General features: G+C 66.4%; 14 protein-coding genes. 5 read left to right on the plus strand and 9 right to left on the minus strand.

Annotation, left to right across the window (positions count from 1 at the left end):
* Positions 1-96: 96 nt before the first annotated feature.
* Together QOZ99_RS05100 and radA are read right to left on the minus strand one after the other, a co-directional pair.
* Complete coding sequence (locus tag QOZ99_RS05100; RefSeq protein ID WP_306888992.1) at positions 97-681, minus strand: CvpA family protein; 585 nt, start codon at positions 679-681, stop codon at positions 97-99.
* 145 nt (positions 682-826) lie between these two features.
* Entirely contained in the window at positions 827-2,296 is a 1,470-nt protein-coding gene (radA, locus tag QOZ99_RS05105) for a DNA repair protein RadA (protein ID WP_306888877.1), read from the minus strand.
* 171 nt (positions 2,297-2,467) lie between these two features.
* On the opposite strand from radA, the gene QOZ99_RS05110 reads away from it, so the two are divergent.
* Positions 2,468-2,863 (plus strand): hypothetical protein, encoded by a 396-nt coding sequence (locus tag QOZ99_RS05110; protein ID WP_306888879.1) that lies wholly within the window; start codon positions 2,468-2,470, stop codon positions 2,861-2,863.
* 84 nt (positions 2,864-2,947) lie between these two features.
* Here QOZ99_RS05110 and alr read toward each other — a convergent pair whose 3' ends face one another.
* The 7 genes from alr to rpsF all read right to left on the minus strand — a co-directional run bounded on the left by alr (position 2,948) and on the right by rpsF (position 9,702).
* Positions 2,948-4,084, minus strand: a complete 1,137-nt coding sequence (alr, locus tag QOZ99_RS05115) for an alanine racemase (protein ID WP_306888881.1) — start codon at positions 4,082-4,084, stop codon at positions 2,948-2,950.
* Positions 4,085-4,091: 7 nt separating this feature from the next.
* The gene (locus QOZ99_RS05120) at positions 4,092-5,576 is read right to left on the minus strand and encodes a replicative DNA helicase (protein ID WP_306888882.1); all 1,485 of its coding nucleotides are present in this window, start codon (positions 5,574-5,576) and stop codon (positions 4,092-4,094) included.
* Between the two features lie 161 nt (positions 5,577-5,737).
* Positions 5,738-6,997, minus strand: a complete 1,260-nt coding sequence (locus QOZ99_RS05125; protein ID WP_306888883.1) for a cyclopropane fatty acid synthase — start codon at positions 6,995-6,997, stop codon at positions 5,738-5,740.
* Positions 6,998-7,196: 199 nt separating this feature from the next.
* Positions 7,197-7,763 (minus strand): 50S ribosomal protein L9, encoded by a 567-nt coding sequence (gene rplI, locus QOZ99_RS05130; RefSeq protein WP_306888884.1) that lies wholly within the window; start codon positions 7,761-7,763, stop codon positions 7,197-7,199.
* A gap of 51 nt (positions 7,764-7,814) precedes the next feature.
* Positions 7,815-8,762 (minus strand): DUF2232 domain-containing protein, encoded by a 948-nt coding sequence (locus QOZ99_RS05135; RefSeq protein ID WP_306888886.1) that lies wholly within the window; start codon positions 8,760-8,762, stop codon positions 7,815-7,817.
* 176 nt (positions 8,763-8,938) lie between these two features.
* Positions 8,939-9,208, minus strand: a complete 270-nt coding sequence (gene rpsR / locus QOZ99_RS05140) for a 30S ribosomal protein S18 (RefSeq protein WP_183188383.1) — start codon at positions 9,206-9,208, stop codon at positions 8,939-8,941.
* A complete protein-coding gene (rpsF, locus tag QOZ99_RS05145; RefSeq protein ID WP_183188384.1) occupies positions 9,208-9,702 on the minus strand; it encodes a 30S ribosomal protein S6 in 495 nt (164 codons plus the stop codon). The genes rpsR and rpsF overlap by 1 nt, the downstream gene beginning before the upstream one ends.
* Before the next feature lie 467 nt (positions 9,703-10,169).
* Here rpsF and fabD point away from each other — a divergent pair, with 467 nt between their 5' ends.
* From fabD to fabF, 4 genes are all read left to right on the plus strand, one after another.
* A complete protein-coding gene (gene fabD / locus QOZ99_RS05150) occupies positions 10,170-11,120 on the plus strand; it encodes an ACP S-malonyltransferase (protein WP_306888888.1) in 951 nt (316 codons plus the stop codon).
* Between the two features lie 25 nt (positions 11,121-11,145).
* Positions 11,146-11,883: a 3-oxoacyl-[acyl-carrier-protein] reductase gene (gene fabG / locus QOZ99_RS05155; RefSeq protein ID WP_306888889.1), complete on the plus strand. Its 738-nt coding sequence runs from the start codon at positions 11,146-11,148 to the stop codon at positions 11,881-11,883.
* A gap of 261 nt (positions 11,884-12,144) precedes the next feature.
* The gene (locus tag QOZ99_RS05160) at positions 12,145-12,381 is read left to right on the plus strand and encodes an acyl carrier protein (protein ID WP_183188387.1); all 237 of its coding nucleotides are present in this window, start codon (positions 12,145-12,147) and stop codon (positions 12,379-12,381) included.
* Between the two features lie 73 nt (positions 12,382-12,454).
* Positions 12,455-13,717 carry a beta-ketoacyl-ACP synthase II gene (gene fabF / locus QOZ99_RS05165; RefSeq protein ID WP_306888892.1) on the plus strand — a complete coding sequence of 421 codons (1,263 nt, stop codon included), beginning with the start codon at positions 12,455-12,457 and terminating at the stop codon, positions 13,715-13,717.
* The last annotated feature ends 84 nt before the right edge of the window (positions 13,718-13,801 follow it).

Consider the following 13,801-nt stretch of genomic DNA (forward strand, 5'->3'; position numbering starts at 1 on the left):
CATCGCTCCGCTCTGCGCAGTTCAAGGCTGCGCCGCTTCCCAAGCTGACTTGCAACGCACGCTGCCCGGACGGAATGTCCCGCAGGCGCGGTGAAATTATGGCTTCGCTGGAGACGCCGGCGCCGGGTTGAACGGCTCGGGTGGCGGCTCCGTCGGCTCGGCATCCTTCGAGCTGCGAATATCGCGGATCAGCTTCTCGGGATCTTCCGGCAACACGGAGATGAGCCAGTCACCCGCACTTTGCAAGACCACTTTGGAACGCGCGTCGCGAATCCAGTTGGGCTGCCCCTGTTCGTTCTGGACCAGCCAGTTGAAGAACAGGAAGGCGACCACCATTATAAGGAATCCGCGTGCCAGCCCGAACAGGAAGCCGAGCGTGCGGTCCAGCGCGCCGATGCGGCTGTCCAGCACCATGTCCGAGATACGGACGGTGATGATCGAGACGATCAGCAGCGTGAGCAGGAAGACGCCGCCGACGCTGGCCGCCATGGCGAACGTGTCGTTGGCGATGTACTGCTTGGCGAAGGGCAGGACCAGCGGATAGGCGTACAGCGTCACGCCGGCGGCGATGACCCAGGACGCGATGGCGAACACTTCGCGCACGAGCCCGCGCACCATGGCGAGCAGGCCGGAGATCACCATCACGGCGATGAGAATGATGTCGAGCAGCGTCAAGACTATCGCACCGTGACCGTGGCGGATTTGCAAGGGAAGAACGGCGAATCCGCAGGCTCAAGACGCCCGGCAGTCGCCGAGCGACGTATAGCGCGGCCCGGGCAAGCCGTCATCCCTCTTGACCGACCCGCGCGCAACTCGCCGGGGGCAACTAGCCCTCCTGCCGCTCGCGGGCCCCCCGCCGGGGCGCCTTGGAGGCGATGCCGGCCACGATATCCCCTAGCGAGGTGACGGATTCGACCGCGAGCGGGTGCTCCGCCGCGTCGCCGGCGCCACCCTTGGCTCCCGCATTCGTGCTCGTCGCATTGGTGCTCATCGGATTCTTGCTCGTCGCATTCTTGCTGGCGGGCGCGACGGCGCGGTTGAAGCCGAGCTTGGCCGCCTCCTTCAGCCGCGCCGGCGCATGCGGCACTGGCCGCACCGCGCCGGTGAGGCTGACCTCGCCGAAATAGACGCTGTCGGGCGGCAGCACCGCCCCCGACAGCGAGGAGATGAGCGCGGCGGCGACCGCGAGGTCGGCCGCCGGCTCGGAAATGCGGAAACCGCCGGCGACGTTGAGATGAACGTCATGCGCGCCCAGCTTGATGCCGCAGCGCGCCTCCAGAACGGCCAGCACCATGGACAGGCGCGAGGGATCCCAGCCCACCACGGCGCGGCGCGGCGTGCCAAGGCTGGTCGGCACCACCAGCGCCTGGATTTCCACCAGAACGGGGCGCGTGCCCTCCATGCCGGCATAGACCGCGGTACCCGGCGCGCCGACATCGCGATTGGAGAGGAACAGCGCGGAGGGGTTCGCCACCTCGCCGAGGCCGAGGCTGGTCATCTCGAACACGCCGATCTCGTCGGTCGGCCCGAAGCGGTTCTTCTGCGCCCGCAGGATGCGGAAATGATGCGCGCCGTCGCCCTCGAAGGACAGGACCGCGTCCACCATGTGCTCGACCACGCGCGGGCCGGCGATCTGGCCGTCCTTGGTGACATGGCCGACCAGGATGACCGCGGCGCCGGCGCGCTTGGCGTAGCGGATCAGGATCTGCGCGGAGGAGCGCACCTGCGTCACCGTGCCGGGGGCCGATTCCACCGTGTCGCTCCACATGGTCTGGATCGAATCGATCACCACGAGGGCGGGCCGCCGCCCTTCCGCGAGGGTGGCGACGATGTCCTCGACATTGGTCTCGGCGGCGAGTTCGACCGCCGCACCCGACAGGCCCAGCCGCTCCGCGCGCAGGCGCACCTGCGCCACCGCTTCTTCGCCCGAGACATAGATGACGCGATGGCCCGCCACGGCGAGAGCGGCCGAGGCCTGGATCAGCAGGGTCGACTTGCCGATGCCGGGATCGCCGCCGATCAGCAGAACCGAGCCCGGCACCAGCCCGCCGCCGGCCACGCGATCGAATTCGGCGATGCCGACGCGGGTGCGGGGCGCGTCCTGCGAGGTGCCGGCGAGGCTCTCCAGCGCGATCAGTCGCCCCTTGCGCCCGCCACGCTGCGTTGCGGGAACAGCGTCGCCCGCCGCCTCCTCGACAATGGTGTTCCAGCCGCCGCAGGAATCGCAGCGGCCCTGCCAGCGCGAATGCACCGCCCCGCAGGCCTGGCAGATGAAGGAGGCAGTGCGTTTGGCCATGTCGTTTATCCCTGGAAGACACTTCTTGATGCGTGATGGGGGTGCGTGATCACCCCGGTGTGCAATCCATCCGCATGGCGCCAAGTCAAGTTGGCATCATTTATGCCTCTCAAAAAAAATCCTACCAATTTTGAATTATGACGCTTATCTAACGGTACGCGGATATTGAAGGTGCTGGCCATGGTTCCGGTTGTTGCCCACCTGAACAGTCGATTTCGAATTACGTTTCTCATTCTTATTCCAGCAACGCTTGGAATAGGAAGTCTGTTGCTGTGGCTCTGGCGTCGATCATTCGTGAAGAAAATCGATAGTCAGGGTCTTTATCTTTGGTCTGGCCGCATTGTTCCCTGGGAAAACGTGCAGAGCCTGAGTGCGCGCAAGGCTAGTGGCGAGCGTGCCGGAGAAGTGTTGCGGCTTGAAGTGGATTTCGAGGGGGGCAGGGCTGTCGTCGCTCCCCTCTGGCTGGAAAATGGTGCCGAGGTCGCTGCCGCGTTACGCTCCAAGCTGCGTCGCTCCCGCTCCAGCGATACCGCCATGCGCGTGCATTACGTTCAGAAGCTGCGATAGATCAGGTCCTACCGGTTTCTTCCGCAGCGCAATATCGGCCTCCGGCGCGGGGCCAGTCGCCTGCGAGACGCCAGCCGCATTCGCTCACGCCCAGAGGCGACGGTAGCGGCGGCCGAGCGAGGTCAATATCTCGTAATCGATGGTCTGCGAATGGCGGGCAAGGTCGTCCAGCCCGAGCCCGTCACCGAGCAGCACGGCCCAATCGCCGGCCGCGACGGCATCGTCCGGCACATCCGTCACGTCAACCGCCAGCAGGTCCATCGAGATGCGTCCGATCAGCGGGCAGCGGTGCCCCGCGATCACCGCTTCCGCGCCGGGGCGCAGGTCCGAGGCGCCGGCGCGGCGGGGAATGCCGTCGGCATAGCCGGCGGACAGGATGGCCACCCGGCTCGCACGCAGCACCGTATGCGCGCCGCCATAGCCCACCGTCTCCCCGGCATGGACATGGCGGATCTGCACGATGCGCAGTTCGAGCCGCACCACCGGGCGCAGCGGGGCGATATCCGCGCGCGGACGCCCGCCATAGACGGCAATGCCCGGCCGCACGAGATCGAAATGATAGGCCGGGCCGCTCATGACGCCGGCGGAATTGGCCAGCGAGGCCTTCACGTCCGGAAACAGGCCGGCAATGGCGCGAAAATCCTCCAGCTGCCGCGCGGCGAGCGGATGGCCTGGCTCGTCGGCGCTGGCGAGGTGGCTCATGACCAGCGCGATGGGAAAATGCAGTTCATGGCGCATCTCCGCGAGGCTCACCGCCTCGGTGGCGGAAAGGCCGAGCCGGTTCATCCCGGTGTCGACATGCACGGCGGCGGGCAGGGGCTGGCCGATTTCCGCGCAGAATCCGTTCCAGCGGGCGATTTCAGCCTCGCTACCCAGCACCGGATGGAGCCGCAGCGCGCGATAGAGGGGCGGGGATCCCTCGAACAGGCCGTTCAGCACATGGATCGTCGCGTCCGGCAGGGTCTCGCGCAGGGTGCGGGCCTCGCCCGGCAGCGCGACGAAGAAACTACGCGCGCCGGCGTCCCACAGGGCTGACGCGACGGGGGCGAGCCCGAGGCCGTAGCCGTCGCCCTTCACCACGCCGGCCGTCTCGGCCGGGCCGACGCGGCGGGCGACCTCCTGGTAGTTGGCGCGCAGGGCCGCGAGGTCGATGGTGAGGAGGCCGCCGGCTTCCTCCAGCGGAACCGAGGCGTCTTTCACGACAGGAGCGCCCTTCACCATGGCCGGCTCAATGCTCGGGCAGCCGGTCGCCCGAGGCCAGCGTGGAGAAGCGCGTGTACTGGGCCTCGAAGGCGACTTTCACCGTGCCGGTGGGGCCGTGGCGCTGCTTGCCGATGATCACCTCGGCGAGGCCCTGGGCCGCCTTCATGTCCTGGTCCCACTTGAACCATTCCTCGGTGCCTTCCTTCGGTTCCTTGCTCTTGAGGTAATATTCCTCACGAAACACGAACATCACCACGTCGGCATCCTGCTCGATCGAGCCGGATTCGCGAAGATCGGACAATTGCGGACGCTTGTCATCGCGCGACTCCACCTGACGCGAGAGCTGGGAGAGCGCCATGATCGGCACGCCCAGCTCCTTGGCCAGCGCCTTGAGGCCGGTAGTGATCTCGGTGATTTCCTGCACGCGGCCCTGCGAGGAGCTTTTGGACGAGCCGGTCAGCAGTTGCAGATAGTCCACCACCATGAAGTCGAGGCCGCGCTGGCGCTTCAGCCGGCGGGCGCGGGCGCGCAACTGGGCGATGGAGATGCCGCCGGTGTCGTCGATATAGAGCGGGATGGTCTGCATCATCTGGGCGCAGCTGGCCAGCTTGTCGAACTCGTGCTCGGAAATGTCGCCGCGGCGGATCTTGTAGGAGGCGATCTCGGCCTGTTCGGCGAGAATACGCGTGGCCAGCTGCTCGGCCGACATTTCCAGCGAGAAGAAGCCGACCACCCCGCCGTCCACCGCGCGGATCGAGCCATCGGGCAGCGTCTCCGACCGGTACGCGGCGGCGACGTTGAAGGCGATGTTGGTGGCGAGCGAGGTCTTTCCCATCGCCGGCCGGCCGGCCAGGATGATGAGGTCCGACGGCTGCAGTCCGCCCATCATCTGGTCGAGATCGTCGAGGCCGGAGGCGGTGCCCGACAGGTGGCCATCGCGCTGGAAAGCGCGGCTGGCCATGTCGACCGCTTCCTTCAGCGCATCGTTGAAGCGCATGAAGCCGCCATCATAGCGGCCGGTCTCGGCCAGTTCGTAGAGCCGCTTCTCGGCCTCCTCGATCTGGTTCTGCGGGGTGGCGTCGATCGCCGCCTCATAGGCCTCGTTGACGATCTCCTCGCCGATCTGGATCAGGTCGCGGCGCACCGACAGGTCGTAGATGGTGCGCCCGTAATCCTCGGCATTGATGATCGTGGTGGCTTCGGCCGCAAGGCGCGCGAGATATTGCGCCGGCGTCAGCCCGGCGACATCGAACTCGGTCGGCAGGAACGTCTTCAGCGTGATCGGGGTGGCCACCTTGCCGGCGCGGATCAGCGCTGCCGTCGTCTCATAGATGGCGACGTGGATCGGCTCGAAGAAGTGACGCGGCTCGAGGAAGTCGGAAACCCGGTAGAACGCCTCGTTATTGACCAGGATCGCGCCCAGCAGCGCCTGTTCCGCCTCGATGTTGTGAGGGGCGGTGCGGTACGTCGTTTCGGACTCCGCCACAGTGCGGAGGGGAGAATCGAGCATGGCGGTCCCGGGTGCGCGTGTATGGGGAAACAGCTAACGCCACGTCGTCAGCCGAGTCCGGGCGATTCGCGCACCCGGTATTTTGTCCTGTGGAGGACCTGTGGAAAGCACAATCGTGCTTGACGCGTTCCGGCTCGCCCGAGGCCTTGCCGCGCAAGCCTTCACTCGCCGGCGAGTCGCAGCCCCGGCCGGTTGTTCTTCTCCATGCGCATCAGCGCCGCCTCGGCCTGTGGAATATAGGTGCGGGTCAGCGGCACCACGCCCTCGCGCTTGGCGAGCTGCACCTGGAAGACCATCATTCCCTGATGGCGGAACGCCATTTCCGACGCGGCGAGGTAGAATTCGAACATCCGCACGAAGCGCGCATCATAGAGCCGCTCCACCTCCTCGCGATGGGCGAGGAAGCGCTCGCGCCACGCCCGGAGCGTCTCGGCATAGTGCAGGCGCAGGATCTCGATATCGGTGACGAACAGGCCCGCCCGCTCGATGGCCGGCAGCACCTCCGACAGCGCGGGAATATAGCCGCCGGGGAAGATATACTTGGCGATCCACGGATTGGTGATGCCCGGCCCTTCCGAGCGTCCGATGGAGTGGATCAGCGCCACGCCGTCATCTGCCAGCAGCTGCGCCACCTTGGTGAAATACTCGTCGTAATGGCCGATGCCGACATGTTCGAACATGCCGACCGAGACGATGCGGTCGAACGGCCCTGGCGCGTCGCGATAATCCTGCAGGCGGAAATCGGCGCGCTCGGCGAGACCCTTTTCCTGCGCCCGCGCCCGGGCGACGCCGAGCTGCTCCTCCGACAGAGTGACGCCGGTGACGCGCGCGCCGGCATTCTCGGCGAGATAGAGGCCCATGCCGCCCCAGCCGCAGCCAATGTCCAGCGCGGTCAGGTCGGCCCGGTTGAACTGCAGCTTGGCAGCGATGTGCCGCTTCTTGGCGAGTTGCGCGTCGTCGAGCGACTGGCCGGGATGCTCGAAATAGGCGCAGGAATATTGCCGGTCGGCATCGAGGAACAGCGAGTAGAGCCGCCCGTCCAGATCGTAGTGGTGGGCGATGTTGTCCTTGGCCTTGCCGGGCGGGTTGAACTGGGCGAGGCGCCGAAACAGGAAGCGCAGCTTCATCATGAGCTTGGCGCTGGCGCTGGGCACCTGGAGGCCGACCTGCGCCATCATCAAGGCCAGTATCTCGGCTATGTCGCCCCGCTCGATGACGAGGCCCCCATCCATATAGGCCTCGCCGAATTTCAGCTCGGGATCGAGCACGATGTGGCGTTGCCACGCCGGGGAGGTGAAGCGGAACGCCAGTGGCATTCCCGTGCCGTCACCGAAGGTGACGCGTCGTCCTGAAGTGAAGGTGATGGTGAGCGAACCGCGGGTGACAACCCGCGCAATGACCTTTGCGAGCAACCATTCCATCGGCCAATCCCATAGTGCCGGAACCTCCCACCGGATGGAAGGTGCCTGCCCAATGCCTGGGCATGTATGAGTTGTTGCAAATCATTGCATCACAACATTGGCGGTGTCGCAATATTCCTTCCAGTGAAATCGCACGCAAAAAAGCCCGGTCGTTGCCGACCGGGCTTTTTCACAGCAGATATGCCGCTGCGTCAGGCTATCAGGCTTCCTCGGTCTCGTCGGAAGCTTCGGTCTCGTCCGCGACGTCTTCGAAGGCTTCCTCGTCTTCTTCGTCACGCCGCACGGAGAGGTCCTCGCCACGCGACTGGCGCACGGCCTCGTCGGCGCTGCGGGCCACGTTGGCGTGAACGATCACCTCAACCTCGGGATGCAGCGACACCGGAACGTCATGCAGGCCGATCGTCTTGATCGGCTGATTGAGCACGACCTGGCTGCGCGAGACGGTGAAGCCGGCCGCGGTCAGCGCTTCGGCGATATCGCGGGTGGACACCGAGCCGTAGAGCTGGCCGGTTTCGCCGGCCTGACGCACCAGCACCACTTCGGTACCGGCGAGCTTCTCGCCGACCTTGGTGGCCTCGGCCTTCAGCTCGAGGTTGCGGGCCTCAAGCTGCGACTTCATCGAGTCGAAGCGCGTCTTGTTGTCCTTGGTGGCGCGCAGCGCCTTGCCGGAGGGCAGCAGGAAGTTGCGGGCGAACCCGTCCTTGACGCGGACGATTTCACCGATCTGGCCGAGCTTGGCCACGCGCTGAAGCAGAATGACTTCCATTTTCACTTCTCCATTCGTTCGTTGATTGGGTTCGTTCGATTCGAAAAAATATCAGCCGTCATTGGCGGCGGGAGGCCGGTTGCGGCGCGGGAAGCGGGCGCGGATGCCGAACAGCGTCTCGACAATGCCGAGCACCGCCAGCACCGCGAACGGCCAGCCGAGCGTCAGGGCGGCTATCCACACCGTGGCGATGACCAGCGTCCGCCCCGCCGCGCCGCGCGTGACCCAATGGATGACGGCGAGGCCGATAAAGGCGAAGGCCATCAGCAGGGTGGCGCCCAGCAACTCGCAGATCAGGCCGATGAAGCCATCCGCGAGCATTCCGCCAAGGATGGCGCCCGCGACGAGGGCGACGGCGCCGCGCGGCACGGTGATGGCCGCCAGATCCGGCCAGGGACGCACGAGCCGGCCGGACACGCGGGCCACATGCGCGGCCAGCCAGAGATTGCCGACCTGCGTCAGCATGGTGACGACCGCCGCCGCCGGCGGCATCACGGTGATCAGCAGATCGATCAGGCGCTGGGTGTCGTCGCTGGCCGCATTCGGGTTCTCGGCGAACATCGCCTCGAACAGCGAGCGCAGCGCCGCCTGATAGTCGGCGAAGGAGCCGGCGACGAGCGGAATGAGGGCGGCCACCGCGAGGCAGCCGAGAATGGCGGCGGCCAAGACGATGCGCCCGACCGGAAACCATTCCAGCGGTCCGTCCGGCCGCTCCTGCCGCGCCATCAGAACGAGATAGGCGAGCACATAGGCCGGCAGGCCGACGCCGGCGATATAGGCAAACAGCAGCTCGACGCCGAGAAACAGGCCGATCGCCACGGCCGCGGCCGAGGCGGCGATCAGCGCCGCCAGCTGCGACCAGCCAAGGCCGACAATGAGCACGGGCAGCGGGGCAAGATAGAACAGCGGCACAGCCAGAGCGCTGCCGGTCGCGACGGATGCAACCAGCAGGGCGGACGCCGCACCGGCGCCAAGGGCTATGATCCAGAGCTGTATCATCGACGAGCTGTCCCGCTCCACGCGGTTAGGAACGGATCCGAGCCCGTCCCAGCGAAGACCTCGGGAGGAGTCCCGTGGCCTGTCGGAATATGTGTCGTTCGAGAGCGTTCCCGGCGCGCGGCCGGGGCGCTTGCCGAACCATCCCGGCCAAGGCCGGGATGGAGAGCGTCACGCGATCAGCGGATCACGAAGGGCAGCAGGCCGAGGAAGCGCGAGCGCTTGATGGCCTGGGCCAGTTCGCGCTGCTTCTTGGCGGAGACCGCCGTGATGCGCGAGGGAACGATCTTGCCGCGCTCGGAAATGTAGCGCTGCAGCAGCCGCACGTCCTTGTAGTCGATCTTCGGCGCATTGGCGCCGGAGAACGGGCAGGTCTTGCGACGACGGAAGAAGGGACGACGGGCGCCCGTCGTATTGGCGGAAGGACCGCCGGTGCCACCGAAAGCCATCACTCAGTCTCCACGTTGGCCGGAGCCTCTTCACGATCACGGCGCGGGCCACGATCGCCACGGTCGCCGCGATCCCCACGGTCGCCGCCGAAGCTGCGCCCGCCGCCGCCGAAGCCACGGTCGCCGCCGAAGCCGCGATCCCCGAAGCCGCGGTCGCCGCGGTCGTCACGGTCGCGCTTCTGCAGCATGACCGACTGGCCTTCCTCGAGCTCCTCGACGCGGATGGTGAGAACGCGCAGAACGTCCTCGTCGATCCGCTGCTGACGCTCGAGCTCGGCCACGGCCGGGGCGGGGGCGTCGATGTTGAGGAGCGAGAAGTGCGCCTTGCGATTCTTGCGAATGCGATAGGTGAGGGTCTTCACACCCCAATACTCGGCCTTGGTGACCGAGCCGCCATTCGCCTCGATGACGCCCTTGAACCGGGCGGTGAGTTCCTCGACCTGCTGCGCCGTCAAATCCTGGCGCGCGAGGAACACGTGCTCATAAAGAGCCATGTCTCGTACCTTTCCATTGTTTCCGCACGATTGCGGACCGCCTCCCCGGCGCCGAGCCCTTCGAGCCCCGGAAAGGCTCGAACAATCTCGAAGGCGGGGACACGGGACGGCGGAAATCCATGGATTGCCTGCCACGCCGCTGGCAAAAGCCAAAGCGTAGCCGTCCGTTCAGCCCCCGGCCGGGACTGACAGTGGCGCGCTTATACGGGGAATGGCCGGAAAATCAAGGTCTCTCGCATCCCCCGCGTCCGGCGGGCGTCGAGCCGGCGACGCCGCATCCTCCATCCTGGCACACAGGTCGACTGAGGGCGGGTCTCGAATTCAAGGCGGGTGCGCCCCCGAACCGGCCACCCGCGCGGGCGCCCGTGGGCACTTGGCCAGCATGTGGCCCGCATGCTGCTTGACACCGGGCGCGGGCCGGTGTCACTGCCGGCCGCCAATTCTTAACGAGCGGATTGCGTCAGGTCATGAGCAGCGCCTTTGTTTTTCCCGGTCAGGGCAGTCAGGCGGTCGGCATGGGCCGTGGGCTCGCCGACAATTTCGCCGTCGCCCGCGACGTGTTCGAGGAAGTCGACGCGGCGCTGGGGGAAAAGCTCTCGGCCATCATGTGGGATGGGCCGATCGAGACGCTGACGCTCACCGCCAACACCCAGCCCGCGCTGATGGCCGCCTCGCTGGCGGCGCTGCGTGTGCTGGAAAGCGAGGCCGGGCTGGATCTGGCGCGCGACGCGGCTTTTGTCGCCGGCCATTCGCTGGGCGAATATTCCGCGCTGGCGGCGGCGGGTAGTCTTTCGATTGCCGACACCGCCCGCCTGCTGCGCCTGCGTGGCTCGGCCATGCAGGCGGCGACGCCGGTCGGCACCGGCGCCATGGCCGCGATCCTCGGCCTCGATTTCGATAAAGTGGCCGCCGTGGCCGCCGAGGCTGCCGAAGGGGGCGAGGTCTGCGATGTCGCCAACGACAACGCGCCCGGCCAGGTGGTCGTTTCCGGCCACGCGGCGGCGGTGGAGCGTGCCTGCGAGATTGCCAAGCGCGAAGGCGCTTCCCGCGCGATCCTGCTCACGGTTTCGGCACCCTTCCATTGCAGCCTGATCGCGCCAGCGGCGGATGCGATGCGCGAGGCGCTGGCCAAGGTCGCCGTCCATGCGCCCAAGGTGAAGCTCATCGCCAACGTGACCGCCGCCCCCGTGACGGATCCCGAGCAGATCCGCGCGCTGCTGGTGAAGCAGGTCACGAGCACGGTGCGCTGGCGCGAATCGGTCGCCTTCATGGCGGGCGAGGGCGTGACCCGGCTGGTCGAGGTGGGCACCGGCAAGGTGCTCTCCGGCCTCACCAAGCGCATCGCCCGGCAGGTGGCCTCCATCAATGTCGGGACGCCCGAAGAGGTTGCCGCCTTCGCCGCGGCGCCGAAGGCTTGACGCTACCGGAAATCAGGAGAAGCCCGTGTTCGATCTGACTGGCAAGACCGCTCTCGTCACTGGCGCCACCGGCGGAATTGGCGGTGCCATCGCCCGGGCGCTGCATGCCCGGGGCGCCACCGTCGCGCTCTCGGGCACGCGCCGCGAGGTGCTGGAAACCCTCGCCGGCGAGCTGGGCGAGCGCACCCATGTGCTGCCCGCCGACCTCTCCAACATGGAGCAGGTCGAGCAGCTGGTTCCCCAGGCCGAAGAGGCGATGGGCGTGCTGGACATTCTGGTGAACAATGCCGGCATCACCCGCGACGGGCTGTTCGTGCGCATCACCGACGAGATGTGGGATACGGTGATCGCCGTGAACCTCACCTCCGGCTTTCGCCTGGCGCGGGCGGCCGCCCGCTCCATGATGCGCCGGCGCACCGGCCGCATCATCGGCATCACCTCGATCATCGGCGTGACCGGCAATGCCGGGCAGGGCAATTATGCCGCCGCCAAGGCGGGCATGATCGGCATGTCGAAGTCGCTGGCCAAGGAAGTCGCGGCGCGCGGCGTGACCGTGAACTGCATCGCGCCCGGCTTCATCGCCACGCCGATGACCGACGTGCTGAACGAGAAGATTCGCACGACGATTCTCTCCGCCGTCCCCGCCGGGCGCCTCGGCACGCCGGAAGACATCGCGACGGCGGCGGTCTATCTTGCTTCGGACGAGGCTGGTTATGTCACCGGCCAGACGTTGCATGTAAATGGCGGGATGGCCATGATCTGATAGGCAGGATCTTCTTGATCCGCTAGGAAAGACATGCGAGTCGACGATTCCGCACGCGTCCCCGGGGCGCTGGTCTTGCCGATTGAAGTATGCTAACGACCGGCTCGGCTCGCAGGTTACGGACGCTGCTCAAGTGATGCAGAAACGTCCGGAAAGTTCCTGTACTCGGAGCAGTAAATTAAGCCGCCAGACCGCGCTTGCGCGCGGCTAGGCAGATTGAAAAACGTAGCAACCTCCGAACATTCGGACGAGGGTGAACCGATGAGCGACATTGCCGAGCGCGTGAAGAAGATCGTGACCGAGCACCTGGGCGTTGAGCCCGAGAAGGTCACCGAAGGTGCCAGCTTCATCGACGATCTCGGCGCTGACAGCCTCGACACCGTCGAGCTGGTCATGGCCTTTGAAGAGGCTTTCAACTGCGAAATTCCGGACGATGCCGCCGAGACCATCCTGACGGTCGGCGACGCGATCAAGTTCCTGGAAAAGAACGCGGCCTGAGGCTGCGTTTTGCTGCTGCGATGGCAGGGTCCATCGCGGCAGCTTACGTTTTGAGTGTATCCGGAGATATCGGATGAGGCGCGTCGTCGTTACCGGCCTCGGCATGGTGACGCCGCTTGGATGCGGCGTGGACGTTACCTGGGAGCGGCTTCTGGCCGGGGCAAGCGGTGCACGCCGCGTCGCGAATTTCGACGTGTCGGACCTGCCCGCCAAGATCGCCTGCCAGATCCCGCGTGGGGATGGCACCGAAGGCACCTTCAATCCCGACCAGTGGATGGAGCCGAAGGAGCAGCGCAAGGTCGACGAGTTCATCGTCTATGCGATGGCCGCCGCCACTCAGGCGCTCAATGATGCGGATTGGCATCCCTCGACCTATGAGGACCAGTGCGCCACCGGCGTCATGATCGGTTCGGGCATTGGCGGCCTGCAGGGCATCGCCGAGACCAGCCTCGTGCTGCAGGAGCGGGGCCCGCGCCGCGTGTCCCCTTTCTTCATTCCCGGCCGCCTGATCAACCTTGCCGGCGGCTATGTCTCGATCGAGCACGGTCTCAAGGGGCCGAATCATGCCGTCGTCACGGCCTGCTCGACGGGCGCTCACGCCATTGGCGATGCCTCGCGGCTCATTGCGCTCGGCGATGCCGACGTGATGGTGGCTGGCGGAACCGAATCGCCGATCAATCGTCTGGCGCTGGCCGGCTTTGCCGCCTGCCGCGCGCTCTCGACCGGCTATAACGACACGCCCGAGAAGGCCTCGCGCCCCTATGACAGGGACCGCGACGGGTTCGTGATGGGCGAGGGCGCCGGCGTGGTCGTCGTCGAGGAACTGGAGCACGCGCTGGCGCGCGGCGCCAGGATCTATGGCGAGATCGTCGGTTACGGTCTGTCGGGCGACGCCTACCACATTACCGCGCCCTCCGAGGATGGCGACGGCGCTTTCCGCAGCATGCAGGCGGCGCTGAAGCGGGCGGGCATCACCCCCTCCGAGGTGGACTACATCAACGCGCACGGCACCTCGACCATGGCCGACGGTATCGAGCTGGGCGCGGTGGAGCGCCTGCTCGGCAATTCCGCGGCGACGGTGTCGATGTCCTCGACCAAGTCGGCGATCGGGCATCTGCTCGGCGCGGCCGGGGCGGTCGAGGCGATTTTCTCGCTTCTGGCCATCCGCGACCAGATCGCGCCTGCCACGCTCAACCTCGACAATCCCTCGGTCGAGACGCCGATCGACCTCGTGCCGCACACGCCGCGCGAGCGGTCCATCGATTATGCGCTGTCGAACTCCTTCGGCTTCGGCGGCACCAATGCGTCGCTGGTCTTCAAGCGCTATGCGAACTGAGCGTTCGCGGGAACAGGTGCGGTTTCCCTATCGTACCGATTCCCGCTTTCGCCATATTTGCGGATAGTCTGCCTGTGCGTCGCA

Origin of the sequence: Ancylobacter amanitiformis, from assembly GCF_030814815.1 — a bacterium.
In the GTDB taxonomy this organism is placed as follows: Bacteria; Pseudomonadota; Alphaproteobacteria; order Rhizobiales; family Xanthobacteraceae; genus Ancylobacter; species Ancylobacter amanitiformis.